This is a genomic window from Pseudomonas syringae (assembly GCF_021605415.1).
Classification (GTDB): domain Bacteria; phylum Pseudomonadota; class Gammaproteobacteria; order Pseudomonadales; family Pseudomonadaceae; genus Aquipseudomonas; species Aquipseudomonas syringae_S.
On record NZ_WKEQ01000002.1, the window covers coordinates 91,192 to 117,467 of the forward strand.

Annotated in this window: 20 protein-coding genes and 1 pseudogene; 10 read left to right on the plus strand and 11 right to left on the minus strand. The window is 60.0% G+C overall.

Translation table 11 applies throughout. The features are described from left to right. Positions 1–252: 252 nt before the first annotated feature. The 6 genes from gcsR to arcD (GIW69_RS02065) all read right to left on the minus strand — a co-directional run bounded on the left by gcsR (position 253) and on the right by arcD (GIW69_RS02065) (position 7,307). On the minus strand, positions 253–1,761 hold the full coding sequence (gene gcsR / locus GIW69_RS02040) for a transcriptional regulator GcsR (protein WP_236480474.1): 1,509 nt from the start codon (positions 1,759–1,761) through the stop codon (positions 253–255). A gap of 207 nt (positions 1,762–1,968) precedes the next feature. Beyond that, positions 1,969–2,331, minus strand: a complete 363-nt coding sequence (locus GIW69_RS02045) for a DUF5064 family protein (RefSeq protein WP_236480475.1) — start codon at positions 2,329–2,331, stop codon at positions 1,969–1,971. Positions 2,332–2,393: 62 nt separating this feature from the next. Further along, positions 2,394–3,323 carry a carbamate kinase gene (gene arcC / locus GIW69_RS02050; RefSeq protein WP_236480476.1) on the minus strand — a complete coding sequence of 310 codons (930 nt, stop codon included), beginning with the start codon at positions 3,321–3,323 and terminating at the stop codon, positions 2,394–2,396. A gap of 174 nt (positions 3,324–3,497) precedes the next feature. Continuing rightward, entirely contained in the window at positions 3,498–4,508 is a 1,011-nt protein-coding gene (locus GIW69_RS02055) for an ornithine carbamoyltransferase (protein ID WP_236480477.1), read from the minus strand. Between the two features lie 68 nt (positions 4,509–4,576). Further along, on the minus strand, positions 4,577–5,833 hold the full coding sequence (arcA, locus tag GIW69_RS02060; RefSeq protein WP_236480478.1) for an arginine deiminase: 1,257 nt from the start codon (positions 5,831–5,833) through the stop codon (positions 4,577–4,579). Positions 5,834–5,879: 46 nt separating this feature from the next. After that, complete coding sequence (arcD, locus tag GIW69_RS02065) at positions 5,880–7,307, minus strand: arginine-ornithine antiporter (protein WP_236480479.1); 1,428 nt, start codon at positions 7,305–7,307, stop codon at positions 5,880–5,882. A 435-nt stretch (positions 7,308–7,742) separates the two neighbouring features. Between arcD (GIW69_RS02065) and arcD (GIW69_RS02070) the strand changes: the two genes are divergently transcribed. Then, positions 7,743–9,170, plus strand: coding sequence for an arginine-ornithine antiporter (arcD, locus tag GIW69_RS02070; protein WP_236480480.1), 1,428 nt, complete (start codon positions 7,743–7,745; stop codon positions 9,168–9,170). Between the two features lie 254 nt (positions 9,171–9,424). Here the strand turns inward: arcD (GIW69_RS02070) and GIW69_RS02075 are convergent, their stop codons facing one another. From GIW69_RS02075 to gap, 5 genes and pseudogenes are all read right to left on the minus strand, one after another. After that, positions 9,425–10,759: a CoA transferase gene (locus GIW69_RS02075; protein ID WP_236480481.1), complete on the minus strand. Its 1,335-nt coding sequence runs from the start codon at positions 10,757–10,759 to the stop codon at positions 9,425–9,427. Positions 10,760–10,987: 228 nt separating this feature from the next. After that, a complete protein-coding gene (locus tag GIW69_RS26295; RefSeq protein ID WP_496570887.1) occupies positions 10,988–11,743 on the minus strand; it encodes a methyl-accepting chemotaxis protein in 756 nt (251 codons plus the stop codon). Between the two features lie 102 nt (positions 11,744–11,845). Next, a pseudogene (locus GIW69_RS26300) lies at positions 11,846–13,234 on the minus strand (methyl-accepting chemotaxis protein); the annotation flags it as partial. A gap of 89 nt (positions 13,235–13,323) precedes the next feature. Next, positions 13,324–13,719 carry a YbaN family protein gene (locus GIW69_RS02085; protein ID WP_236480482.1) on the minus strand — a complete coding sequence of 132 codons (396 nt, stop codon included), beginning with the start codon at positions 13,717–13,719 and terminating at the stop codon, positions 13,324–13,326. 248 nt (positions 13,720–13,967) lie between these two features. Continuing rightward, on the minus strand, positions 13,968–14,969 hold the full coding sequence (gap, locus tag GIW69_RS02090) for a type I glyceraldehyde-3-phosphate dehydrogenase (protein WP_236480483.1): 1,002 nt from the start codon (positions 14,967–14,969) through the stop codon (positions 13,968–13,970). Between the two features lie 220 nt (positions 14,970–15,189). Between gap and edd the strand changes: the two genes are divergently transcribed. The 9 genes from edd (at position 15,190) to GIW69_RS02135 (ending at position 26,139) form a co-directional block, all read left to right on the plus strand. Next, positions 15,190–17,016, plus strand: a complete 1,827-nt coding sequence (edd, locus tag GIW69_RS02095) for a phosphogluconate dehydratase (protein WP_236480484.1) — start codon at positions 15,190–15,192, stop codon at positions 17,014–17,016. Next, entirely contained in the window at positions 17,013–17,963 is a 951-nt protein-coding gene (locus tag GIW69_RS02100) for a glucokinase (protein ID WP_236480485.1), read from the plus strand. The genes edd and GIW69_RS02100 overlap by 4 nt, the downstream gene beginning before the upstream one ends. A 178-nt stretch (positions 17,964–18,141) precedes the next feature. Next, positions 18,142–18,873, plus strand: a complete 732-nt coding sequence (locus GIW69_RS02105) for a response regulator transcription factor (RefSeq protein WP_236480486.1) — start codon at positions 18,142–18,144, stop codon at positions 18,871–18,873. Continuing rightward, the gene (locus GIW69_RS02110) at positions 18,863–20,332 is read left to right on the plus strand and encodes an ATP-binding protein (RefSeq protein WP_496570885.1); all 1,470 of its coding nucleotides are present in this window, start codon (positions 18,863–18,865) and stop codon (positions 20,330–20,332) included. Before GIW69_RS02105 ends, GIW69_RS02110 begins: the two co-directional genes overlap by 11 nt. 122 nt (positions 20,333–20,454) lie before the next feature. Next, on the plus strand, positions 20,455–21,714 hold the full coding sequence (locus tag GIW69_RS02115; RefSeq protein ID WP_236480487.1) for a D-mannose isomerase: 1,260 nt from the start codon (positions 20,455–20,457) through the stop codon (positions 21,712–21,714). A gap of 118 nt (positions 21,715–21,832) precedes the next feature. Continuing rightward, positions 21,833–23,134, plus strand: coding sequence for an ABC transporter substrate-binding protein (locus GIW69_RS02120; protein WP_236480488.1), 1,302 nt, complete (start codon positions 21,833–21,835; stop codon positions 23,132–23,134). Positions 23,135–23,235: 101 nt separating this feature from the next. After that, the gene (locus tag GIW69_RS02125; protein WP_236480489.1) at positions 23,236–24,144 is read left to right on the plus strand and encodes a carbohydrate ABC transporter permease; all 909 of its coding nucleotides are present in this window, start codon (positions 23,236–23,238) and stop codon (positions 24,142–24,144) included. Further along, the gene (locus tag GIW69_RS02130) at positions 24,137–24,982 is read left to right on the plus strand and encodes a carbohydrate ABC transporter permease (RefSeq protein ID WP_236480490.1); all 846 of its coding nucleotides are present in this window, start codon (positions 24,137–24,139) and stop codon (positions 24,980–24,982) included. Before GIW69_RS02125 ends, GIW69_RS02130 begins: the two co-directional genes overlap by 8 nt. A 2-nt stretch (positions 24,983–24,984) precedes the next feature. After that, positions 24,985–26,139, plus strand: a complete 1,155-nt coding sequence (locus GIW69_RS02135; RefSeq protein ID WP_236480491.1) for a sn-glycerol-3-phosphate ABC transporter ATP-binding protein UgpC — start codon at positions 24,985–24,987, stop codon at positions 26,137–26,139. The last annotated feature ends 137 nt before the right edge of the window (positions 26,140–26,276 follow it).

Here is a 26,276-nt window from a genome sequence, read left to right on the forward strand (position 1 = left end):
CAGCTCAGAGGCGAGATAAAAGCTGAACGGGATCAAAGCCTTGCGTGGCGGCGGCTGGGAGGGTGTGTATCGATATCGTTCCGCTGTAGCGCTTTCAGTACAGGTGAGGGTCGTTTTCAACACAAATACCGAGCCTGCCAAACCCTGTGGAAGAGCTGGTTTGCTTGAATAAATGCCGGACCTGTACCAAACCCTGTGGGAGCTGCGGTGACGTCAGGACTCCAGCCAGCTCCGACAGGGATTTGTGGGGCGTCAGGGTTTGTTGGGAATGCCGTATTTGCGCAAGCGATGGGCGATGGCGGTGTGTGAGGTTTGCAGGCGGTTGGCGAGCTGGCGGGTCGAGGGATAGCTGACGTAGAGCTTTTCCAGCAGGGATCTCTCGAAAGCTTCGACCGCTTGTTCGAGGCTGTCGACGTCGTTGTCGCTCTGCCGCGCGACGGAAGTGCCAGCGATATCGAGGTCGCCGATGTCCACCAGCGAGCTTTCGCAAATCGCGGCGGCGCGGAAGATCACGTTCTGCAATTGCCGCACGTTGCCCGGCCAGCGATTGCCGAGCAGCGCCGGGTACGTGCCCGGTGCCAGGCGGCAGACCGGACGCTGAATTTGCGCGCAGGCCTGCTGCATGAAATAGCGCGCCAGCAGCAAAATGTCCTGACCGCGTTCACGCAGCGGCGGCACTTCGACGTTGAGCACATTGAGGCGGTAGAACAAATCTTCGCGAAACAAGCCTTCGCTGACCATGTTTTCCAGGTCGCGGTGAGTGGCGCTGAGGATCCGCACGTTGACCTTCACCTCACGATCCCCGCCGACGCGGCGGAAGCTGCCGTCATTGAGAAAACGCAACAGCTTGGCCTGCAAGTACGGTGACATCTCGCCGATTTCGTCGAGGAATACCGTGCCTTGGTTTGCCAGCTCCATCAGCCCCGGTTTACCGCCCCGTTGCGCGCCGGTAAAGGCGCCGGGGGCGTAGCCGAACAGTTCGCTCTCGGCGAGGTTTTCCGGAAGCGCCGCGCAGTTCAGTGCGAGAAACGGCGCACTGTGCCGCGCGCTGATCGCATGGCAGGCGCGGGCGACCAGTTCTTTACCCGTACCGGTTTCGCCCTGGATCAGCAGCGGTGCATCAAGCGCCGCCACACGTTGCGCGCGCGCCTTGAGCGTGCGAATCGCCGGGGATTCGCCGAGCAACGCATCGAAACCTTCAGCGTGATCGTGGTGCAGCGCCGAGAGCTGTTCGCCGATACGATTGGGTTGATACAGCGTCAACAGAGCGCCGGCGTCGGTGATCGGCGTGGCGTCCAGCAGCAAGGTCTGGCCATTGACGGTGATTTCCCGCAGCGGCAGACGGAAGCCGTGTTCGAGCAAAGTGTCGAGCAGGCCTGGATCGGCGAACAGTTGATCGACGGTTTCACCCGCCGGTTCGCGTCCGTACAACGCGATCAACGCCGGGTTGGCCAGTAACACCTTACCGGCGCTGTCGAGGGCCAGCACCGGGTCGGTCATGGCGGCGAGCAACGCGTCGAGCTGCAAGTGCCGGCGCTGGCCCGGCAGGATGTCGACCACCGTCACCGCTTGCACGCCGTGCACACTGAAAAGCGCATCGCGCAGCTCTTCGAGCACATCCGGGCTCAGGGTCGGGGCGTCGATGTAGACGTTCGGCGGCACCATTTCCACGGCATCAAGATTGAGGTTGCGCCCACCGAGCAGAGCCAGGACTTCCTGGGTGATGCCGACTCGGTCGATGAAACTGACGTGAATGCGCATGGGGCGGTTCGGTGTTCTGGGCTACGGAGGGTGGCAAGTATGCCTTGGCGCGGGGGCAATGGTGAAATCTGGCGCAGGTTTCCAGGCCAGACGAGGATCCTGTAGGAGTGGGCCTGCTCGCGATAGCGGTATGTCAGTGATGACGGTGTCGACTGAACAATCGCTATCGCGAGCAGGCTCACTCCTACAAGGATATGGGGTGTTCCGTTATTCCAGATGCTCGGGTTTGACCGGCTCCCCGGATTTCACATTCAATTGTTGCCGCACATCTTCAAACATCAGGTCGTAATGTTTATGCACCGAACCGATGCTGCTGTGAGTCTTGGGTATCCCGTATTTCTCGGCAATTTTTGTCACATTGCTGGCGAAGTTGTAGGCCATGTCCTTGGGCAGGAAAAAAGCCTCCTTCATCTCTTTGCCCTGAATGCTGCCATGCATCGTGAACTGCATCCCTTTGCCTTCTTTGGGATCGGTAAACACTTCGTAATCGAGGTTCACGTCGTAACTGACATCATCCGGCGTCAGCGCATGTCGCTCGATGTGCAGATGACCGGGTTCAAACTGGGCCATGGGTTTCTCCTTTCAAGACAGGGGCAAAGGGCAGACCGTCGATCTGCCACCGGAGTTTCCGATTACCGATAAGTAATGCCCGGCTCGGCGGTGCTGACGCGAGTACCGGCGGTGCCCTGGACGATCGCTTCGATGTCCGAGAGTGAGCCGATCACGGCGACTTTGCCAGTGTGCCGTGCGAACTCGCAGGCCGCCTGCACCTTCGGCCCCATGGAACCCGCCGCAAAGCCGAGGCGTTCAAGTTCGTCCGGGTGAGCCTGGGCGATAGCTTTCTGGGTCGGTTTGCCGAAGTCGATGAACGCCGCGTTGACGTCGGTGGCAATCACCAGCAAATCGCTTTCCAGCTGTTCGGCCAGCAACGCCGAGCACAAGTCCTTGTCGATCACCGCTTCCACGCCTTTGAGCTTTCGGTCGGCTTCGTACATTGTCGGGATGCCGCCACCGCCAGCGCAGATCACGATGCTGCCCTTATCGAGCAGCCATTTGATCGGGCGGATTTCGAAGATGCGTTTCGGCCGGGGACTGGCGACTACGCGACGGTATTTGTCACCATCCGGGGCAATCGCCCAGCCTTTTTCGGCGGCGAGTTTTTCCGCTTCGGCCTTGTCATAGACCGGGCCGATGGGTTTGGTCGGGTTCTTGAACGCCGGGTCGTTGGCGTCGACTTCAACTTGGGTGAGCAGCGTGGCGAACGGCACTTCGAAGTCGAGCAGGTTGCCCAGCTCCTGTTCGATGATGTAGCCGATCATGCCTTCGGTTTCAGCGCCGAGCACGTCCAGCGGATAAGGGCTGACCGAGGTGTAGGCCGCCGCTTGCAGCGACAACAGACCGACTTGCGGGCCATTGCCGTGGGCGATGACCAGTTGGTTGCCGGGGTGGATCTTGGCGATTTGCTCGGTGGCGATGCGGATGTTGGCGCGCTGATTGTCAGCGGTCATCGGTTCGCCACGGCGGAGCAGGGCGTTACCGCCCAGAGCTACGACGATACGCATGGTGCATGTCCTTTTAAAAACAGTGATATCTCGCAGGACGAATGCGGTCATTGTGGGAGCCGGGCTTGCCCGCGATGGCGGTGGGTCAGTCAACATTGTTGGTATCTGACACATTGCTATCGCTGGCAAGCCAGCTCCCACAGTAACCGAGTCGTGTCAGGGGAGCTTTATCAGTTACAAATCAGCCAAGGTCGAAACCAGGATCGCCTTGATGGTGTGCATGCGGTTTTCCGCTTGCTCGAAAGCGATGCAGGCCGGCGACTCGAACACGTCGTCGGTGACTTCGATGCCGTTTTTCAGATGCGGATACTGCTCGGCGATCTGTTTGCCGATCTTGGTGTCGCTGTTGTGGAACGCCGGCAGGCAATGCATGAACTTGGTGCGCGGGTTGCCGCTGGCTTTCATCAGGTCGGCGTTGACCTGATACGGCAGCAGTTGCTGAATACGCTCGGCCCAGGCTTCCACCGGCTCGCCCATCGATACCCAGACGTCGGTGTGGATGAAGTCCACGCCTTTAACCGCTTCTTTCGGGTCTTCAGTGAGGGTGATGCGCGCGCCACTTTCTTCGCCGTATTGTTTGCAGCGAGCGACCAGGTCATCCAGCGGCCACAGCGCCTTCGGCGCACAGATGCGCACGTCCATGCCCAGTTTGGCGCCGATCAGCAGCAGCGAGTTGCCCATGTTGTTGCGCGCATCGCCCAGGTACGCGTAGCTGATCTCGTGGATCGGTTTGTCGGCGTGCTCACGCATGGTCAGCACGTCGGCGATCATCTGGGTCGGGTGATATTCATCGGTCAGGCCGTTGAACACCGGCACCCCGGCGAACTTCGCCAGCTCCTCGACGATTTCCTGTTTGAAGCCACGGTACTCGATGGCGTCGTACATGCGACCCAGCACTCGGGCTGTGTCTTTCATGCTTTCCTTGTGGCCGATTTGCGAGGAGTTCGGGTCGATGTAAGTGACGTTGGCGCCCTGGTCATAAGCCGCCACTTCAAAGGCGCAACGGGTGCGGGTCGAAGTTTTTTCGAAGATCAGGGCGATGTTGTTGCCCTTCAAATGTTGCTGTTCGGTGCCGGTGTATTTTGCGCGTTTGAGGTCGCGGGAAAGATCGAGCAGATAGCGCAGTTCGCGAGGGGTGTGGTGTTCCAGGCTCAGCAAATTACGGTTGTGAATGTTAAAAGCCATGATGGGTCTCCTTCGGTATCGGTTATCCCCCTGGCCGCGCTGGATAAGCGCTGGCCAGGGCGCAAAGATTAGTAATCGATCGGGTCGCGAATGATCGGGCAGGTCATGCAGTGGCCGCCGCCACGGCCCCGGCCGAGTTCGCCGGCGCTGATGGTGATGACCTCGATCCCGGCCTTGCGCAGCAGGGTGTTGGTGTAGGTGTTGCGGTCGTAACCGATGACCACGCCCGGTTCCACCGCCACCACGTTGTTGCCGTCGTCCCATTGCTCGCGTTCGGCGGCAAAGCTGTTGCCGCCTGTTTCAACGACGCGCAGCTTCGGCAGGTTGAGGGCTTTGGCCACGGTGTCGAGGAAGGTGCCTTCTTCGCGGCGGATGTCGATGCCACCCTGTTTGCTTTCATCAGGGCGCAGGGTGAAGGCGACGATCTGACTGACCACTTCCGGGAAAATCGTGACCAGGTCGCGGTCGCAGAAGCTGAACACGGTGTCCAGGTGCATCGCCGCGCGGGACTTCGGCAGGCCAGCGACGATGACTTTTTCCACGGCTTTGTGCTTGAACAGGTTCAGCGCCAGTTGGCCGATTGCCTGACGTGATGAGCGCTCGCCCATACCGATCAACACCACGCCGTTGCCGATCGGCATCACGTCGCCGCCCTCAAGGGTGGAGCTGCCGTGATCCTTGTCCGGGTCGCCGTACCAGATTTCAAACTCGGCGTTGGTGAACTGTGGGTGGAACTTGTAGATGGCGGTGGTCAACAGGGTTTCCTGTCGACGCGCCGGCCAGTACATCGGGTTCAGCGTCACACCACCGTAGATCCAGCAGGTGGTGTCGCGGGTGAACTGGGTGTTCGGCAGCGGCGGCAGAATGAAGCTCGAATGGCCAAGGAAATCGCGGAACATCTGGATGGTCTTGCCGCCGAAACTGTCAGGCAGATCATCAGCAGAGACGCCGCCAATCAGGAATTCAGCGATGTGTCGCGGCTCAAGGCTTTTCAGCCAGGACTTCACTTCGTGTATCAGGCCCAGACCGACCGAGTCGGCGGTGACCTTGCGCTCCAGAATCCAGTCCAGCGCTTCGGGGATGGCGACGATGTCGGTCAGCAGGTTGTGCATTTCCAGCACATCGATGCCACGCTCGCGCATCTTGGTAACAAAGTCGAAATGGTCGCGCTTGGCCTGAGCCACCCACAGCACGTCGTCGAACAGGAGTTCATCGCAGTTGTTCGGGGTCAGCCGCTGGTGGGCCAGGCCTGGGGAGCAAACCATGACTTTGCGCAGTTTGCCGGCTTCGGAATGGACGCCGTACTTAACTTTTTCCGTGGTCATTACAGTGATCCTCCAGAGGTAAAACGATCAGATTCTGCGTTGAAAACTACAGCGTCAGGAATCCGTCGTAGAGACCGTAGGCAGCGGCGATGGCGCCCACGACGACTGCGGCGAAAATCAACTTTTCAAGGTTTGTAAAAACCGGTTTGTCGACTTCAAGCTTGGCCTTGGCGAACAGGATCGCGCCCGGTGCATAGAGCAAGGCTGAGAGCAGCAAATACTTGGTGCCGCCGGCGTAGAGCAGCCAGACCGCATAGATGAAAGCGACAGCGCCAATGAGCAGATCCTTGCGCCGCTCGGCCGCGAATCCTTCGTAGGTTTCGCCACGCACCGCGAGCAGCAGCGCATAGGCCGCCGACCACAGATAAGGCACCAGAATCATCGAAGTGGCGAGGTAGATCAGCGACAGGTAAGTGCTGGCGGAAAACAGGGTGATGACCAGAAACAGCTGCACCATCGCATTGGTCAGCCACAGGGCATTGACCGGTACATTGTTGGCGTTTTCCTTGCGCAGGAACGCCGGCATGGTGTGATCCTTGGCGGCGGCGAACATGATCTCGGCGCACAGCAACACCCACGACAGCAGCGCCCCGAGCAGCGAGATGATCAGGCCGACGCTGATCAAGATCGCGCCCCATTCGCCGACCACGTGTTTGAGCACGGCGGCCATCGACGGGTTTTGCAGTTTGGCCAGTTCCGGTTGCGTCATGATCCCCAGCGACAGCACATTCACCAGCACCAGAAACAACAGCACCGTGATGAAGCCGATGACGGTGGCCTTGCCCACGTCTGAACGTTTCTCCGCCCGCGCCGAAAAGATGCTCGCGCCTTCGATGCCGATGAACACCCAGACGGTGACCAGCATCATGTTGCGCACCTGGTTCATCACGCTGCCCAGATCGGGGTTTTTCAGGCCCCAGATGTCAGCGGTGAAGATATCGAGCTTGAAAGCGAAGATCGCAATCAGCACAAACAGAATCAGCGGCACGACCTTGGCGACCGTAGTCCCCAGGTTGATGAAAGCGGCTTCCTTGATGCCGCGCAGCACCAGAAAGTGCACGCCCCACAACAGCAGCGACGCGCCGATCACGGCGGCAACGGTATTGCCTTCACCAAATATCGGGAAGAAATAGCCAAGGGTGCTAAACAGCAAAACGAAGTAGCCGACGTTGCCCAGCCAGGCACTGATCCAGTAGCCCCACGCGGATGAAAACCCCATGTAGTCGCCAAATCCGGCCTTCGCGTAGACGTACACGCCGCCGTCCAGATCCGGCTTGCGATTGGCGAGGGTCTGGAACACGAAGGCGAGGGTGAGCATGCCGACGGCCGTGATCGCCCAGCCGATCAGCACCGCGCCGACATCTGCACTGGCCGCCATGTTTTGCGGCAAGGAAAAGATCCCTCCACCAATCATCGAGCCAACTACCAACGCCACCAGCGCACCGAGTTTAAGTTTTCCGGGGGATTCAGACATTGCATGACTCCATTGCAGGAGAAGAGAGACAACAGGTTAAAACTGTTGATCGTTCAATCATCTGATTTAGATCAGTGCATGGTGACATTCCATTGTTGAATGAATGACTTTTGAATCCACCGAAGGCAACGCGGAGCCGGCCTGTAAGCCCGTAACAGAGCCGTTGGGAAAATAAACGGGAATAACCCGTATTGCCCGGCACTTTGAAGCTAGTTCCTATTTTTGATTTGGCAAATTTTTCAAATGTGTTTCGGGTGGTATTCAATTATTACGATATGCGCACACGAAACGATTTTCGTCATAAGCCGTAGAGTGATCGGTTATATATAAGGCGGGCGTTAATTGGCGTTATTCAATAAACGTACTTACTCTTTATCCGTTTAGTTAATGTTGCTTGTATTCGGCGATGCCGCGCAGGAATCTGGAGACGCTGGAATGTCGCAACCGACGGAAAAACTGCGCCTTGGCGCGCTGATCGCCCTCGTGGTGGGCTCGATGATTGGCGGCGGGATTTTCTCTCTGCCGCAGAACATGGCGGCCCGCGCCGATGCCGGAGCGATTCTGATCGGCTGGGGCATCACCGCCATCGGCATGCTGACCCTGGCGTTCGTGTTCCAGACCTTGGCCAACCGCAAACCGGAACTCGACTCGGGGGTATACGCCTACGCCAAGGCCGGGTTCGGCGACTACATGGGATTCTCGTCGGCGTGGGGTTACTGGATCAGCGCGTGGCTGGGCAACGTCGGTTACTTTGTGCTGCTGTTCAGCACGCTTGGCTACTTCTTTCCGGTGTTCGGCCAAGGCAATACGCCCATTGCCATCGGCTGCGCGTCGGTGCTGCTGTGGGCCGTGCATTTTCTGGTAATGCGCGGGATCAAGGAGGCGACATTCATCAATCAGGTGACCACGGTCGCCAAGATCGTGCCGCTGATCATGTTCATCGTTATCGCGGCCGTGGCGTTCAAGGCTGACATCTTTACCCGGGACATTTGGGGCCGCAGCAATCCGAGCTTTGGCGGGGTGATGGATCAGGTGCGCAACATGATGCTGGTCACCGTGTTTGTGTTCATCGGCATCGAAGGCGCCAGTGTGTATTCGGCACGCGCGCAGAAACGCAGCGATGTCGGCCGCGCCACGGTGATCGGGTTCGTCGGTGTGCTGGCGCTGCTGGTGCTGGTGAATGTGCTGTCGCTGGGGATCATGTCCCAACCGCATCTGGCCGGTTTGCAAAATCCGTCGCTGGCGGCGGTGTTGGAACACATCGTCGGGCCATGGGGCGCGTTGTTGATCAGCATTGGTCTGGCGATTTCCTTGCTGGGGGCGCTGCTGTCGTGGGCGCTGCTCTGCGCTGAAATTCTCTTCGCCACGGCCAGGGACAACACCATGCCGGCGTTCCTGAAAAAGGAAAACGCCAACCATGTGCCAGTCAACGCATTGTGGCTGACCAACGTGATGATCCAGATTTTCCTGCTGATCACGTTGTTTTCCGCCGGCACCTACACCAGCCTGATCTACCTCGCCTCGTCAATGATTCTGGTGCCGTATTTGTGGTCGGCGGCGTATGCGGTGCTGTTGAGCGGGCGGGGAGAGACCTATGAAGGATTCGCGGCCGAGCGACGCAAGGATCTGCTGATCGGTGTCATCGCCCTGGTTTACGCCGTGTGGTTGTTGTATGCCGGCGGGATGAAATATTTGCTGCTGTCGGCGCTGCTTTATGCACCGGGGGTGCTTCTGTTTGCCAAGGCCAAGCGGGAGCAGGGCGAGCCGCTGTTTACCACGATTGAGAAGGGCATTTTCGCCTGCGTGATCGTCGGTGCGGGGCTGGCGGCGTATGGGTTGTATAGCGGGGTGTTGAGTCTATGAAATTGCCATTGATCAAGATCTTTATTGGCAGTGCCGGCCTCTTCGCGGGCAGCCCGGCTCCTACGGGGGGCTGTGTACGCCGCGAAAGCTGTAGGAGATTCTCTGTTGCAGAGGAACCCGCCAACATCAATGTCGCCTGAGCCGACGCTTTCGCTGGCAAGCCAGCTCCCACAGTGGATCTTCAGGGGACGCAAAATCGGATGCCAGCCTAGAATCCTGTGGGAGCTGGCTTGCCAGCAAAAGGGCCAGGACAGTCACTGCCACATCGGGCGATGCGAACCCAATTCCGTCGCCGGCAATGTCCATTTCAATGGCGTCCCGACAATTTTCAGCGGCACATGCAACCTGTGCGCCGGCCCCCATGGCGTCTGTTCCACCCACGCGCTTTGATCGCGCTCATCCTCATCTCGCAATGTTTCACGTGTTCCCGGCCCTTGCTCAATCAGCAACTTCGCCGTGCGCGCCAATGATAGCCGCGCCGATCCGCCACCCCGACTCAACAACCGAATCGCACTGGCCGCCATCAAATACCCGGTCGCATGATCCAGCGCCTGCACCGGCAGCGGCGTCGGCTTGTCGGCCTGTTTCCAGCGCTGGCCCGCCTCGGCGATGCCGCTGCTCATCTGCACCAGGCTGTCGAAGCCGCGACGGTTTTGCCAAGGGCCGCTCCAGCCGTAGGCGTTGAGGCAGACATCAATCAATCCGGGCGCGAGTTGCCGGCGTCGCTCAGCGCCGAAACCAAGGTTTTCCAGGGCATCGGCGCGGTAGCCGTGGAGTAGGATGTCGGCATTCTGGAGCAAATTTTCGAGCACCGCGCGATCGGTCGAATCATGCAGATTGAGCCGCGCGCAGCGTTTGCCGAGGGTGACTTCCGGCACTACGCCCGGTTCGTTCCAGGTCGGCGGATCGATGCGTAACACATCGGCCCCAAGGCCAGCGAGAAAACGGCTGGCGGTTGGGCCGGCGAGGACGCGAGTGAGGTCGAGCACTTTGATGCCAGCCAGCGGTTGTGCCGCCGAACAGCGCCACGACCGGTTGTTGGCAACCGGATCCGCACTGAAATCAACCAGCGGCTCGGCATTCACTGCCATACCCTGCGGATGCTGCTGCCATTGCGCCCAACTGCGCATGTGGGCGGCGCAACCCTTGGCGTCGACCACGGCTTGCTCCAAATCAGCGCTGGCCCATTGCGCGACTTTCTCTGCCATTGCGGCGCGATCGGCGCAGGCCCCCAGTACGCTTTCGGCGGCGGTGCGGTGATGCGGGGCGTTGGTGTGCAGGCGAATCCAGCCGTCCTGCGTCGCGTAGTCACCGGCGACCGGATCCCACAAGGGCGGCACGCTCCAGCCGATGGGACGGAGCGAGGTGGCGAACCAGAAGGAGGCCAGTCGGCGGTCGACTTCCAGTGCGGGCAAGCTTCCAGTCTGCTGATGGATCAGCTCGCCGACAGCCTGACCGGCAGCCGCCATGCTGGCGCAAGCCAGATCCGTGACGGCAAAGGCCGAGGGCAGGGCGCCCGTGCCGGTGAACGGGATTGGCGTAAGGGACAAGCCGAGCGCGGCTTGCATGGACGTGAGCAGATCAGACATCGAAGGCCCTCCGGGACGAGAGGCCGAGCATAAATCAAAAAACCGTCACGAGATCGTTCCCATGTGGAGCGTGGGAACGATCATCGGAGGGCCGCAGGGATCAACCTTTTGATCTGCCCTTGTAGGGGTGAGCCTGCTCGCGATTGCGGTGTGTCAGGCAACATAAATTTGACTGATCTATTGCCATCGCGAGCGGGCTCACTCTTACAAGGGATTTGCGGTGTCGTCTTATACGCGGAACTGATCCATCAATTTCATCTGCTGGCTTGCCAGGGCATTGAGCTGGCTGCTGATCGCCGCCGATTCGGTGGCTTGCTCGGTCAGGGTTTCGGTGACGGTGCGGATCGCCGAGACGTTGCGGTTGACCTCTTCGGCCACCGCGCTCTGTTGTTCGGCGGCGCTGGCGATCTGCAGGTTCATGTCGCTGATGACGGTCACCGCATCGCTGATCTTGCTCAATGCGTCCACGGCATGGCGGATCTGTCCGGCATTGTTGTGCGCCTGAGTCTGGCTTGAATGCATGGTCGCGACCACGCCTCGGGTGCCGCTCTGGATGCGCTCGATGACCAGCCGAATTTCCTCCACCGAATCCTGCGTGCGCTTGGCCAGGTTGCGTACCTCGTCGGCGACCACGGCGAAACCGCGACCGCTCTCACCGGCGCGGGCTGCTTCAATGGCGGCGTTGAGCGCCAGCAGGTTGGTCTGTTCGGCGATGCTGCGGATCACTTCCAGCACCGAACCGATCTGCTCGCTATTGACCGCCAGCGCTTCGACTTCGGTCACCGCTTTGCTGACTTCATCGGCCAATTGATTGATGTCGCGGGTACTGCGCTCGATGATCGACATGCCGTCTTTGGCCGACTGATCGGCGCCCTTGGCCGCATTGGCCGCATTGGAGGCGCTGGCGGCGACGTCGTGGGCGGTAGCGCTCATTTCGTTGGAGGCCGTGGCGACTTGGTCGATTTCGCGGAACTGCACCTGCATGCCTTCGCTGGTCTGACGGGCGATCGCATTGGACTGATCCGCCGTGCCACGCGCTTCGGTGATGCTCTGTTTGATCTGGGCGATGGTCGGTTGCAGTTTGTCGAGGAAGCGGTTGAACCAGTTCACCAGTTCGCCCAGCTCATCCTTTTTGCTGTAGTCCAGACGCTGGGTGAGGTCACCTTCACCGCTGGCGATATTTTTCAGCATGGCGGCAACGCTGTTGATCGGCCGGGTAACGCCCGAAGCGGTGAGCCAGATCAGCAGCAGGCCGACGAGCCCGGCGACGACGGCCACCAGCAACGCAGTGAGTGTGCCGGTTGCTTGCGTATCGTCGAGCACCGCTTGCAGCTTGACCGAGTCGGCCAGCAGGACTTGTTTCGGCAGATCGATGACCACGCCCCAGGCCCGGGAGTTGCCAATCGGGTCGACCGGGTACACCGCGCGGATCAGGTCGCCCTGTTCAAGAATTTTCGGCGTGCCACTGCCGAGCAGTTGCAGGATGTCCTTGCCGTCGGCGCCAAGGGTGTCGCCAATGTTTTTGCCGACCTTGGTTGCGTCGGCACTGTCGGCACCGAGTACGCCGCTAGCGGAGACGATCAGCATGTGCCCGGCGTTGTTGAACAGTTCACGTTGGGAACCCACCGCCGCCGCTTGCAGTGCGTCGAGGGCGATGTCGATGCCGACCACGCCGATGGCCTTGCCGTCCACCAGCAATGGCACGGAAATCGTGGTCATGAGCATTTCCTTGCCGCCGACGGTGTCGGCGTAAGGGTCGAGCAGGCAAGTGCGTTTGTTGTCGCGAGGGCAGGTGTACCAACTGTTGTACGGCGTGCCGCTGACACTCAGGGTGGTTTTGGTCATGTCCTCTTCGACCATGATTGTGTTCAGCGACGAACCGGCGGCGCGGCTCCAGTAGCTCGCAAAACGCCCGGCTTCGTTGGACTGACGCGCAGCGTCGTTGGCGAACTCACTGTCCTTGCCGTCGAGGCCGTTGGGCTCGAAAGCGAGCCAGATACCGAGCACGCCGCTGTTGCGCTCGAACGCGGTTTTCAGGCTCTGGTTCAACTCCTCACGCAAAGCGCCCGACTCTAGCGAGCGTTTGGCGGCCATGACGCGCATGTCCTTGATCTGATCCGCCAGCGCAGTAATCACCAAGAGGCTCTCGCCGAAGGTTTTCTGCACGCGCACCGCTTGCTCGGCCGCCTTGGCCTGCAACAGGTTTTGCACGCTGGCGGTGAGCATTTTGCTGCTGGAGTCGCTGACCAGGGCGTCGTTTTGATTGGTCTGGTAGATGTTCAGGCCGACAATCAGCGCAACCACGCCGATCAGGCACAGACCGGACAGCAGGACGATTTTCAGGCGGATGGAGAGGGAGTCGAACATGCAGGTGATCTCGCGAAGGGATTTGCCGGTGGTGTGGGCCAGGAACGACCCGCTTTGCCAAATCCATTCAGCGCCATGAATTGCCATCGGCGCACGGAGCATCGGCATGAGGGCGATGCCGACGAACGGTCACTGCAAAACGTTTGCGCGGAGAAAACTGCCGAAAGGTGAATAAAAACAGGGGAATAACGCGGTAGTCAGGCAGGGTTTTGCGACGCCTCCGGGCGTGACCAGATCCACAGATTGACCATCAGCATGCCGCCAAGCGCGAGGTAAATCGGCCAGCCGTGATCAAGCGTGAGCAACATGAGCGCGGCGCACAGCAACATGCTCACGGTCGCGCTGACCTTGGCCCGTCGCGCGATGATCTTGCCGTTGTGCCAGTTGACGAGGACTGGCCCTAACACGCGGTGGTTTTCCAGCCAGGCGCTCAGCCGCGGCGAACTGCGCGTCGCAGCCCACGCGGCGAGGAGGATGAACTCGGTGGTCGGCAGGCCAGGAATGACGATGGCGATCAAGCCGACGCCGAGGCTGACGTAGGCCAAAAGGCCGAACAGCGCACGGGCAAGTCTGGAGGAGGCGGGTTTCGGCATGGACTCGGCAAAGAGGGAGCGAAACGGGGATCTTACAGACTTATTCCGCTCCCTGTAGGACTGAGCAGGCTCACGATAACGGCGGGTCAATCACATTAATGTGGAATGTGCTGCCGTCTTCGCGAGCAGGCTCGCTCCCATAGTCGCGCGCAATCACATAACGCCTGTAGGAACTGCCGCAGGCTGCGATCCTCGATCTTAAGATCAAAAGATCGCAGCCTGCGGCAGCTCCTGCATGTAAGCGTTGCTTACTCGGCGTTGCACAGCGCCAGGCAGTTATCGAGCATGCGGTTGGAGAAGCCCCACTCGTTGTCATACCAGGCCAGCACCTTCAGCAATTTGCCGCTGGATTTGGTGTGGTTGGCGTCGAAGATCGACGACAGCGGGTTGTGATTGAAGTCGCTGGAGACCAGCGGCAGCGTGTTGTAGCCGAGGATTTTCGAATGTTGGCTCGCGGCTTTGAGCAGCGCGTTGACTTCATCGGCCGACGCTTCGCGTTTCAACTGCACAGTCAAATCCACCAGCGACACATTGATCACCGGCACACGCACGGCCATGCCGGTCAGCTTGCCGGCCAGTTCCGGCAACACCAGACCAACGGCTTCGGCGGCGCCGGTTTTGCTCGGGATCATGTTCTGCGTGGCCGAACGGGCGCGGTACGGGTCGGTGTGGTAGACGTCGGTCAGGTTCTGGTCGTTGGTGTAGGCATGAATCGTGGTCATCAGACCGCTTTCGATGCCCAGTTCGCGGTGCAGCACTTGCGCCACCGGCGCCAGGCAATTGGTGGTGCACGATGCGTTGGAAATGATCTGGTGCGATTGACGCAAAATGTCGTGGTTCACGCCATACACCACGGTGGCATCGGCGCCTTTGGCCGGGGCCGAGATAATCACTTTGCGAGCGCCGGCCGTAATATGCGCGGCGGCTTTGGCGCGGTCGGTGAACAGACCGGTGCATTCGAACACTACGTCGATTTTTTCCGCAGCCCACGGCAGTTCGGCCGGGTTGCGAATGGCGCTGACAGCGATACGGTCACCGTTGACCGTCAGGCTCTCGTTATCATGCTGAACGTCGGCATCGAAAGTGCCATGAACGGTGTCGTACTTGAGCAAATGCGCGTTGATCGAGCTGTCGCCCAGATCGTTGATGGCGACGATCTGCAAGTCCTGACGATAGCCTTGGGTATACAGTGCGCGAAGGACATTACGGCCGATGCGGCCAAAACCATTGATTGCGATTCGAAGAGTCATGGAACAGCGCCGCCGTCGTTTTGTTGTTGGAATTACAAGATTATTCGCATAAAAATAGAAAACAAGCCTTTTTAATGGCAATATTTTGTTTTATCTACAACGAGTGACCTGAATCAACTGGTCCGAATGATCAAAAAAACCGTCCGTCATCCCATCGACAGCGGCTTTTGATCAGCATAGACAATCAGGTCGCCACATCCGTTAGCCTGGAGTTCTACACATGCATCCCCGCGTCCTTGAGGTCACCGAACGGCTTATCGCCCGCAGCCGCGCCACACGCGAGGCTTATCTTGCATTGATTCGCGGCGCCGCCACTGACGGCCCGATGCGCGGCAAGCTGCAATGCGCCAACTTTGCCCACGGCGTGGCCGGGTGCGGCAGCGAAGACAAGCACAGCCTGCGGATGATGAACTCGGCGAACATCGCCATTGTGTCCTCCTATAACGACATGCTCTCGGCGCATCAGCCGTACGAAGTCTTTCCTCAACAGATCAAGAATGCCCTGCGTGAAATCGGCTCGGTCGGCCAGTTTGCTGGCGGCACCCCGGCCATGTGCGATGGCGTGACCCAGGGCGAGCCGGGCATGGAGCTGAGCCTGCCAAGCCGCGAAGTGATCGCGCTGTCCACCGCAGTGGCGTTGTCGCACAACATGTTCGACGGCGCGCTGATGCTCGGTATCTGCGACAAGATCGTCCCGGGACTGATGATGGGTTCGCTGCGTTTCGGTCATCTGCCGACCATCTTCGTGCCGGGCGGGCCGATGGTTTCGGGGATTTCCAACAAGGAAAAAGCCGACGTCCGCCAGAAGTACGCCGAAGGCAAAGCCACCCGCGAGGAGCTGCTGGAATCGGAGATGAAGTCCTACCACAGCCCGGGCACTTGCACCTTTTACGGCACCGCCAACACCAATCAACTGCTGATGGAAGTCATGGGCCTGCACTTGCCGGGCGCCTCTTTCGTCAACCCGAACACGCCGCTGCGCGATGCCCTGACCCGCGAAGCCGCGCATCAAGTCACGCGCCTGACCAAGCAGAACGGCAACTTCATGCCGATCGGCGAAATCGTCGACGAAAAATCGCTGGTCAACTCCATCGTCGCCCTGCACGCCACGGGCGGCTCGACCAACCACACCTTGCACATGCCGGCCATCGCCATGGCTGCAGGCATTCAACTGACCTGGCAAGACATGGCCGACCTCTCCGAAGTCGTCCCGACGCTCAGCCACGTCTACCCGAACGGCAAAGCTGACATCAATCACTTCCAGGCGGCGGGTGGCATGTCGTTCCTGATTCGTGAACTGCTCGGCGCCGGCCTGCTGCACGAAGACGTCAACACCGTGCTCGGCCATGGCTTGAGCCGGTACACCAAGGAACCGTTCCTCGAAAACGGCGAACTGGTGTGGCGCGAAGGCCCGATCGATAGCCTCGACGAAACCATCCTGCGCCCGGTGGCCCGTGCGTTCTCGCCAGAAGGTGGCTTGCGGGTCATGGAGGGCAATCTCGGTCGCGGTGTGATGAAAGTGTCTGCCGTGGCGCTGGAAAATCAGGTTGTCGAAGCACCGGCGATGGTGTTCCAGGATCAACAGGATCTGGCCGACGCGTTCAAGGCCGGCTTGCTGGAAAAAGACTTTGTCGCGGTGATGCGCTTCCAGGGGCCGCGTTCCAACGGCATGCCGGAACTGCACAAGATGACGCCGTTCCTCGGTGTGCTGCAGGATCGCGGTTTCAAAGTCGCCTTGGTGACTGACGGTCGTATGTCCGGCGCGTCGGGGAAAATTCCGGCGGCGATTCACGTCAGCCCCGAAGCCTACGTAGGCGGCGCTTTGGCGCGGGTGCAAGAGGGCGATATCATCCGCGTGGATGGCGTCCAAGGCATTCTAGAGCTTAAGGTGGACGCCGAAGAATTCGCAGCGCGCGAACCTGCCAAAGGCCTGTTGGGCAATAACATCGGCAGTGGTCGCGAACTGTTTGGCTTTATGCGTATGGCCTTCAGCTCGGCGGAGCAGGGCGCCAGCGCGTTCACTTCTGCCCTGGAGACGCTTAATTGAAACTGGCTTTGGTCGGTGACATCGGAGGCACCAACGCGCGGTTTGCGTTGTGGAAAAATCAACAACTGACCTCCGTGGAGGTGTTGGCGACCGCCGACCATGCCAGTCCGGAAGAGGCGATCAGCGTCTACATGGCCGGGCTCGGTCTGGCGCTGGGTTCGATCGGTTCGGTGTGCCTGTCGGTGGCCGGCCCCGTCAGCGGTGACGAATTCAAGTTCACCAACAATCACTGGCGTCTGAGCATCAAGGCGTTTTGCGACACCTTGCAGGTCGAGCAACTGTTGCTGATTAACGACTTCTCGGCGATGGCGCTGGGCATGACCCGATTGCAGCCCGATGAGTTCCGCGTGGTCTGCCAAGGCGCGCCGGAACCGTTGCGCCCAGCCGTCGTCATCGGCCCGGGCACAGGGCTTGGCGTCGGTACTCTGCTCAGTCTGGGCGAAGGCCTTTTCGCCGCGTTGCCGGGCGAGGGCGGTCACGTCGATCTGCCGCTGGGCAGTCCGCGTGAAACCCAGCTCTGGCAACACATCCACAGCGAGATCGGTCATGTCAGCGCTGAAACTGCGTTGAGCGGCGCGGGTTTGCCGCGCGTCTACCGGGCGATCTGCGCGGTGGACGGGCATGAACCGGTACTCGATACCCCGGAAGCGATCACGGCGGCAGGGCTTGCGGGCGACCCGATCGCGCTGGAAGTGCTTGAGCAGTTCTGCTGCTGGCTTGGCCGTGTAGCGGGCAACAACGTGTTGACCACGGGCGCGCGCGGCGGTGTGTACATCGTCGGCGGGGTGATTCCGCGATTTGCCGATTTCTTTTTGCAAAGCGGTTTCGCCCGTTGCTTCGCCGACAAGGGCTGCATGAGCGATTACTTCAAGGGCATTCCGGTGTGGTTGGTGACAGCCCCGTATTCCGGGCTCGTCGGCGCCGGTGTGGCCCTCGACCAAGCATGAGACCGAGTCGCCTGCATCGCTGGCAAGCCAGGCTCCCACAGGATTGAAGACATTTTCTAGATGTGTACATGACCTTGTGGGAGCTGGCTTGCCAGCGATGAGGCCAGAACAGGCAACAAATCTTCAAGCTTCATCAGGCATAATCCGCCCCAATTCCAACAACAAGGACGCCTTCGAAGTGAATTCAATCAACAAGTCGATTTTGTTGGTCGATGATGACCAGGAGATACGCGAGTTGCTGGAAACCTACCTGACCCGCGCCGGGTTTCAGGTACGGGCCACGGCCGATGGTGCCGGGTTTCGTCAGGCACTCAACGAGGCGCCCAGCGATCTGGTGATCCTCGACGTGATGCTTCCCGACGAAGACGGCTTCAGCCTGTGCCGCTGGGTGCGCCAGCATCCGCGTCAGGCGCAGGTGCCGATCATCATGCTCACCGCCAGTTCCGACGAGGCCGACCGGGTCATCGGTCTGGAACTGGGCGCCGACGATTACCTCGGCAAACCCTTCAGCCCCCGCGAACTTCAGGCACGCATCAAGGCATTGCTGCGGCGTGCGCAATTCGCCCAGGAGCGCAGCAGCAGTGATGTGCTGACGTTCGACGATTGGCGGCTGGACATGGTCAGCCATCGTCTGTTCCACACCGATGGCGAAGAAGTGATTTTGTCCGGCGCCGACTTTGCGTTGCTGAAACTGTTCCTCGATCATCCCCAGGAAATCCTCGACCGCGACACCATCGGCAACGCCACCCGTGGCCGCGACCTGATGCCGCTCGACCGGATCGTCGACATGGCCGTCAGCCGTTTGCGCCAACGCCTGCGCGACACGGAAAAACCACCGCGTCTGATCCGCACGGTGCGCGGCAGCGGTTATCAATTGGCAGCCAATGTGGTTGCCGGCAATGGCCACTGAGTTTCTGCGCAACCTCGCCGCCAAGGTGCCGATGCCGCGCTCGCTGCTCGGGCGCATGCTGCTGCTGACCTTGCTCGCGGTGTTGTTCGCGCAGACGTTGTCGAGCGTGATCTGGGTTTCGCAACTGCGCGCCACGCAACTTGAAGGCCTGGTTACCAGCGCCCGCAGCCTCGCCCATTCGATGACCGCCAGCGTCAGCTATTTCCGCTCGTTGCCGGTGGCCTATCGGCCGCTGGTGCTCGACCAGTTGCGCAGCATGGGCGGCACGCGCTTCGTCGTGACGCTCAACGACAGACCCCTGGGCATGGACGTGTTGCCCGTCACGCCACGCAAAGCGGCGGTGATGCAAGCGGTGGACGAGGTGTTGCGTCAATCCCTTGGCCACGACACCGATATTTCCGTGACCTTCGTCAGCCCTGAAGACCTGCGGATTTTCAACGCTGGCCTTAAGCTCGATGAGTTGCCGCGTTCCTGGGCGCATTACGCACTGACCCTCGAACCGGTGAATCCGCCGGTGCTGGTCACCCAAATTCAAATGGCGCCGGGCGAATGGCTGTACATCGCCTCGCTGCTGCCCGAGCCTTACACCAGTCTGGAAGAACAAGGCCTGCCGGCGCAGCAAGTCTGGTTCATCGTGCTCACCAGCGGGTTTCTGTTGCTGTTCATCGGCCTGCTGGTGCACTGGCAAAGTCGCCCGCTCAAGCGTCTGGCGCGGGCGGCCCGGGATCTGTCGTTGGGTGCCGACGTCGAGCCGGTGGCCGAGGGCGGTGGTAGTGAAGTGGTCGAAGTGGGCCGCGCGTTCAACGCCATGCGCGAACGCATCAGCCGTTACCTGACCGAGCGCAGCCAGTTGTTCAGCGCGATTTCCCATGACTTGCGCACGCCGATCACTCGCTTGCGCCTGCGGGTTGAGCTGCTCGAAGACGAGCAGATGCAAACCAAATTCGGTCGTGATCTGGATGAGCTGGAACTGCTGGTCAAGGGCGCGCTGCAATGCGTGAAAGACACCGACATCCACGAAAACATCGAGCCGGTCGATCTCAACCATGTGCTCGAATGCCTGGTGGAGCCGTATCTGGCGCCGGTCGGTAATGGGCGCGTGACCCAGCAGGGCAGAGCACTGGCGGCGTATCCGGGCAAGCCGTTGGCGCTGAAGCGGTGTATTGGCAACCTGATCGACAACGCTTTGAAATATGGTCAGAACGCCCATTTGCATGTTGACGATGATGAGAGTGCGTTTGTCCTGCACGTTGATGACGAAGGGCCGGGCGTGCCGGAGCAGCGGCTGGAGCAGGTATTTGAGCCGCATTTTCGACTGGCCGGGCAGAAACAAGGGTATGGGCTGGGGCTGGGGATTGCGCGCAATATTGCGCACAGCCATGGCGGCGAAGTCACACTGCAGAATTTGCGCGACGGCGGATTGCGCGTGACCCTGCAGTTACCGCGTTCCATGGATTGAAGATCAAAAGATCGCAGCCTGCTTTGTCACGACACGGTGACAAAACCCGCCCCTTTCGTTACAAGCCACACCCGACCCGTTGTTTAGACTGCCCGCAGTCATAACAAAAAAAAGGGTCATCCATGGACACCTTCAACCCCGGCTTCAGCACCTGGCTGAACGCCCCGGCGCACCAGCATTGGCTCGCCGCCGAAGGCCTGCGTCTGCTCGACTTCGCCAAGGCCTCACGACTTCCCGAAGGTTTCGGCAACCTCGACGAACGCGGCCAACTGACGGCCGATGCGCAAGCCGAAACCATGAACACCGCGCGCATGACCCACAGCTTCGCCATGGCCCATATTCAGGGCTTGCCGGGGTTCGCCGAACTGGTCGATCACGGCATCGCAGCCCTGCGCGGGCCGCTGCGCGATGCGTTGCACGGTGGCTGGTTCGCCACGGCTGAACACCGCGATGGCAACACCGGCAAAAATGCCTACCTGCATGCCTTCGTCGCGCTGGCCGCCAGTTCCGCCGTGGTTGCGCAACGGCCCGGCGCCCAGGCGCTGCTCGATGACGCCGTCGACATCATCGACACGTATTTCTGGAGCGAAGAAGAGGGCGCCATGCGCGAATTCTTCAGTCGCGACTGGCGCGAAGAAGAGGCCTATCGCGGCGCCAACAGCAACATGCACGCCACCGAAGCGTTCCTCGCCCTGGCTGATGTCACTGAAGATCCGCGCTGGCTGGTGCGAGCCCAGCGCATCGTCGAACGGGTGATCCACGGTCATGCCGCCGCCAATGACTACCTGGTGGTCGAGCATTTCGACCGCAACTGGCAACCGCTGCGCGACTACAACCGTGACAACCCCGCCGACGGCTTTCGTCCTTACGGCACCACGCCGGGCCACGGTTTCGAATGGGCGCGGCTGTTGCTGCACCTCGAAGCGGCTCGCGTGCAGGCCGGCATGTTGACGCCGGGCTGGCTGGCGACCGATGCGCAAAAACTCTTCGAACACAATTGTCGCCACGGCTGGGACGTCGACGGCGCGCCAGGCATTGTCTACACCCTCGACTGGGATAACAAAGCCGTGGTTCGCCATCGCCTGCACTGGACGCACGCCGAAGCCAGCGCCGCCGCCAGCGCCCTGCTCAAACGCACCGGCGACGAGCAATACGAAACCTGGTACCGACGATTCTGGGAGTTTTGCGAAACACATTTCATCGACCGCTGTGACGGCAGTTGGCACCACGAACTCGATCCGCAAAACCGCCCGAGCGCCGATATCTGGCCGGGAAAACCGGATCTGTATCACGCCTGGCAAGCGGTGTTGATTCCGCGTTTGCCACTGGCGCCAAGCATGGCCACTGCGCTGGCGCAGTCATCCCAAAGCGTTGCTGTGTAACCATGCGGTGACATTTGCGCATCCCTTCGTTACCTGCGAAGGGAAATGCCCTGTTTAAACTCCTGTGCAGCGCAAGCTTCAGACTTGCATGCATAACAACAAGAAAGGTACATCTCAGATGAATGCGATTTCTCGCCTCGCTACTGTCATTTCTGTCGCCTCCCTGTTCCCGCTCGCCATTCTGCCGCTCAGCGTTTCTGCTGCCGATTCCAAAGGTTCGGTAGAAGTCGTGCATTGGTGGACATCCGGTGGCGAAAAAGCCGCTGTCGATGTGCTCAAGGCTCAAGTTGAAAAAGACGGTTTCACCTGGAAGGACGGCGCCGTAGCCGGCGGTGGCGGTTCGACTGCCATGACCGTGCTGAAAAGCCGCGCCGTTGCCGGCAACCCGCCAGGCGTGGCCCAGATCAAGGGGCCGGACATCCAGGAATGGGCCTCAACCGGCCTGCTCGACACCGACGTACTGAAAGACGTCGCCAAAGAAGAGAAGTGGGACAGCCTGCTCGACAAGAAAGTCTCCGACACCGTGAAGTACGAAGGTGATTACGTGGCTGTGCCGGTGAACATTCACCGCGTCAACTGGCTGTGGATCAACCCGGAAGTCTTCAAGAAAGCCGGCATCACCAAGAACCCGACCACCCTCGAAGAATTCTACGCGGCAGGCGACAAGCTCAAGGCTGCCGGCTTCATTCCGCTCGCCCACGGTGGCCAGCCTTGGCAGGACAGCACCGTGTTCGAAGCCGTCGTGCTCTCGGTCATGGGTGTCGATGGTTACAAGAAAGCCCTGGTTGATCTGGACAACGGCGCGCTGACCGGCCCGGACATGGTCAAGGCCCTGACCGAGCTGAAAAAAGTCGCGACCTACATGGACGTCGACGGCAAAGGCCAGGACTGGAACCTCGAAGCGGCCAAGGTCATCAACGGCAAGGCCGGCATGCAGATCATGGGTGACTGGGCCAAGTCCGAATGGACCGCCGCCAAGAAAGTCGCCGGCAAGGACTACGAGTGCGTAGCGTTCCCGGGCACCGACAAGGCGTTCACTTACAACATCGACTCCCTGGCCGTGTTCAAGCAGAAAGACGCGGGCACTGCGGCCGGTCAGAAAGACATCGCCAAAGTCGTGTTGGGTGAAAACTTCCAGAAAGTTTTCAGCATCAACAAAGGCTCGATTCCGGTTCGCAACGACATGTTGAACAACATGGAAAAGCTCGGTTTCGACTCCTGCGCCCAGACGGCGGCCAAGGACTTCCTGGCTGACGCCAAGTCCGGCGGCCTGCAACCAAGCATGGCGCACAACATGGCGACCACGTTGGCTGTGCAGGGCGCGTTCTTCGACGTCGTGACCAACTACATCAACGACCCGAAAGCCGACCCGGCCGACACCGCCAAGAAACTCGGCGCTGCGATCAAGTCGTCCAAGTAGGCGTAAGCGGCAAGCTGCGAGCTACAAGTTAAAAGCTGTGCACTGTTGATCTTGCAGCTTGCAGCTTGTAGCTGCTCCTCCTCTTTTTTATGGATTTCCCCATGAGTTCTGTTGCTGTGTTCAGCAAAGCCTCGCCGTTCGATGCACTGCAGCGCTGGCTACCGAAACTGGTGCTGGCGCCAAGCATGTTCATCGTTCTGGTGGGCTTCTATGGCTACATCCTGTGGACGTTCGTTCTGTCGTTCACTACGTCCACCTTCCTGCCGACTTACAAGTGGGCCGGTCTGGCGCAATACGAGCGCCTGTTCAACAACGACCGCTGGTGGGTGGCGAGCAAAAATCTCGCGGTCTTCGGCGGCATGTTCATCGGCATCACGCTGGTGATCGGCGTGTTGCTGGCGGTTTTTCTCGATCAGCGCATCCGACGTGAAGGGTTCATCCGCACCATTTACCTCTACCCGATGGCGCTCTCGATGATCGTCACCGGTACGGCCTGGAAATGGCTGCTCAACCCCGGCATGGGCCTGGACAAACTGCTGCGTGACTGGGGCTGGGAAGGCTTCCGTCTGGACTGGCTGATCGACCCGGATCGCGTGGTCTATTGCCTGGTGATCGCGGCTGTCTGGCAAGCCTCGGGTTTTATCATGGCGATGTTCCTCGCCGGCCTGCGTGGCGTCGATCAGTCGATCATCCGTGCCGCCCAGATCGATGGCGCAAGCATGCCGCGCATTTACTGGAAAGTCGTGCTGCCAAGTCTGCGTCCGGTATTTTTCAGTGCTGTGATGATCCTGGCGCACATCGCGATCAAGAGTTTCGACCTGGTGGCGGCAATGACAGCGGGTGGTCCGGGTTATTCCTCCGACCTGCCGGCGATGTTCATGTACTCCTTCACCTTCAGTCGCGGCCAGATGGGCATGGGCTCGGCCAGTGCGATTCTGATGCTCGGTGCGATCCTCGCGATCATCGTGCCTTACCTGTACTCCGAGCTGAGGACCAAGCGTCATGACTAGTCTCGCTGCCAAATCGCCCATCAGCCTGAGTCGCATCGCGATCTACGCAGTGCTGATCCTCGCGGTTCTGCTTTATCTGGTGCCGTTGGTGGTCATGTTGTTGACCAGCTTCAAGACCCCGGAAGACATCAGCACCGGCAACCTGCTGAGCTGGCCGACCGTGGTCAGCGGCATTGGCTGGATCAAGGCCTGGGCCACGGTTGACGGTTACTTCTGGAACTCGATCAAGATCACCGTTCCGGCGGTGCTGATCTCCACCGCCATCGGCGCGTTGAACGGCTACGTGCTGTCGATGTGGCGCTTTCGCGGTTCGCAGTTGTTCTTCGGTCTGTTGCTGTTCGGCTGCTTCCTGCCGTTCCAGACCGTGCTGCTGCCAGCCTCGTTCACCCTCGGCAAAATGGGCCTGGCCAGCACCACCACAGGTCTGGTGTTCATCCACGTCGTCTACGGCCTGGCGTTCACCACACTGTTCTTCCGCAACTATTACGTGAGCATTCCCGATGCACTGGTGAAAGCGGCACGGCTGGACGGCGCGGGTTTCTTCACGATTTTCCGGCGGATCATTCTGCCAATGTCGACCCCGATCATCATGGTGTGCCTGATCTGGCAATTCACCCAGATCTGGAACGACTTCCTGTTCGGCGTGGTGTTCTCCAGCGGTGATTCGCAACCGATCACGGTGGCGCTGAACAACCTGGTCAACACCAGTACCGGGGCCAAGGAATATAACGTTGATATGGCGGCGGCGATGATCGCCGGGCTGCCGACCCTGCTGGTCTATGTGATCGCAGGCAAGTATTTCGTGCGCGGCCTGACGGCCGGCGCGGTCAAGGGGTAATCATGGCAACGCTTGAACTTCGCAATGTAAACAAGACTTACGGCGCCGGCCTGCCGGACACCCTGAAGAACATCGAACTGTCGATCAAGGAAGGCGAATTCCTGATCCTCGTCGGCCCTTCGGGTTGCGGCAAATCGACCCTGATGAACTGCATCGCCGGCCTGGAGACCATCACCGGCGGCGCGATCATGATCGGTGACCAGGACGTCAGCGGCATGAGCCCGAAGGATCGTGACATCGCCATGGTGTTCCAGTCCTACGCGCTGTACCCGACCATGAGCGTGCGCGAGAACATCGAATTCGGCTTGAAAATCCGCAAGATGAAACAGGCCGATATCGACGAAGAAGTCACCCGCGTCGCCAAGCTTTTGCAGATCGAACACCTGCTCAATCGCAAGCCGGGACAGCTCTCCGGTGGTCAGCAACAGCGCGTGGCGATGGGCCGTGCCCTGGCGCGTCGGCCGAAGATTTATCTGTTCGACGAACCGCTGTCCAACCTCGATGCCAAGCTGCGCGTCGAGATGCGTACCGAAATGAAACTGATGCACCAGCGCCTGAAAACCACCACGGTCTACGTGACTCACGACCAGATCGAAGCGATGACCCTGGGCGACAAAGTGGCGGTGATGAAGGACGGCATCATTCAGCAATTCGGTACGCCGAAAGAGATCTACAACGATCCGGCCAACCTGTTCGTGGCGAGCTTCATCGGTTCGCCGCCGATGAACTTCATCCCGCTGCGCCTGCAACGCAAGGACGGCCGACTGGTTGCCTTGCTAGACAGCGGCCAGGCCCGTTGCGAGTTGCCGCTGGCCATGCAGGACGCCGGTCTTGAGGATCGCGAAGTCATCCTCGGCCTGCGCCCGGAGCAAATCCTGCTGGCCAACGGCGAAAGCCAGCCCAGCATTCGCGCCGAAGTACAGGTCACCGAACCGACCGGTCCCGACACGCTGATCTTCGTCAACCTCAACGACACCAAAGTCTGCTGCCGTCTGGCACCGGACGTAGCACCGCAGGTGGGCGAAACCCTGACCCTGCAATTCGATCCGGCCAAAGTGCTGCTGTTCGATGCCAAGACCGGTGAACGCCTGGGTGTTGCCAGTCATGAACAGGCAGAAACCCGAGCGCCGAATGTGGCGCAGTTCAAAGGGCGCTGAGACACAAATGTGGGAATGCGGTCAGGTGGGAGCTGGCAAGCCAGCTCCCACAAATGCCCGGCCACAGTGGGGATCCGCAACGAATGGCCTGTCATTCGTCGCAACTGATGTAAACCGCGTTAGATAAAAACAGTTAA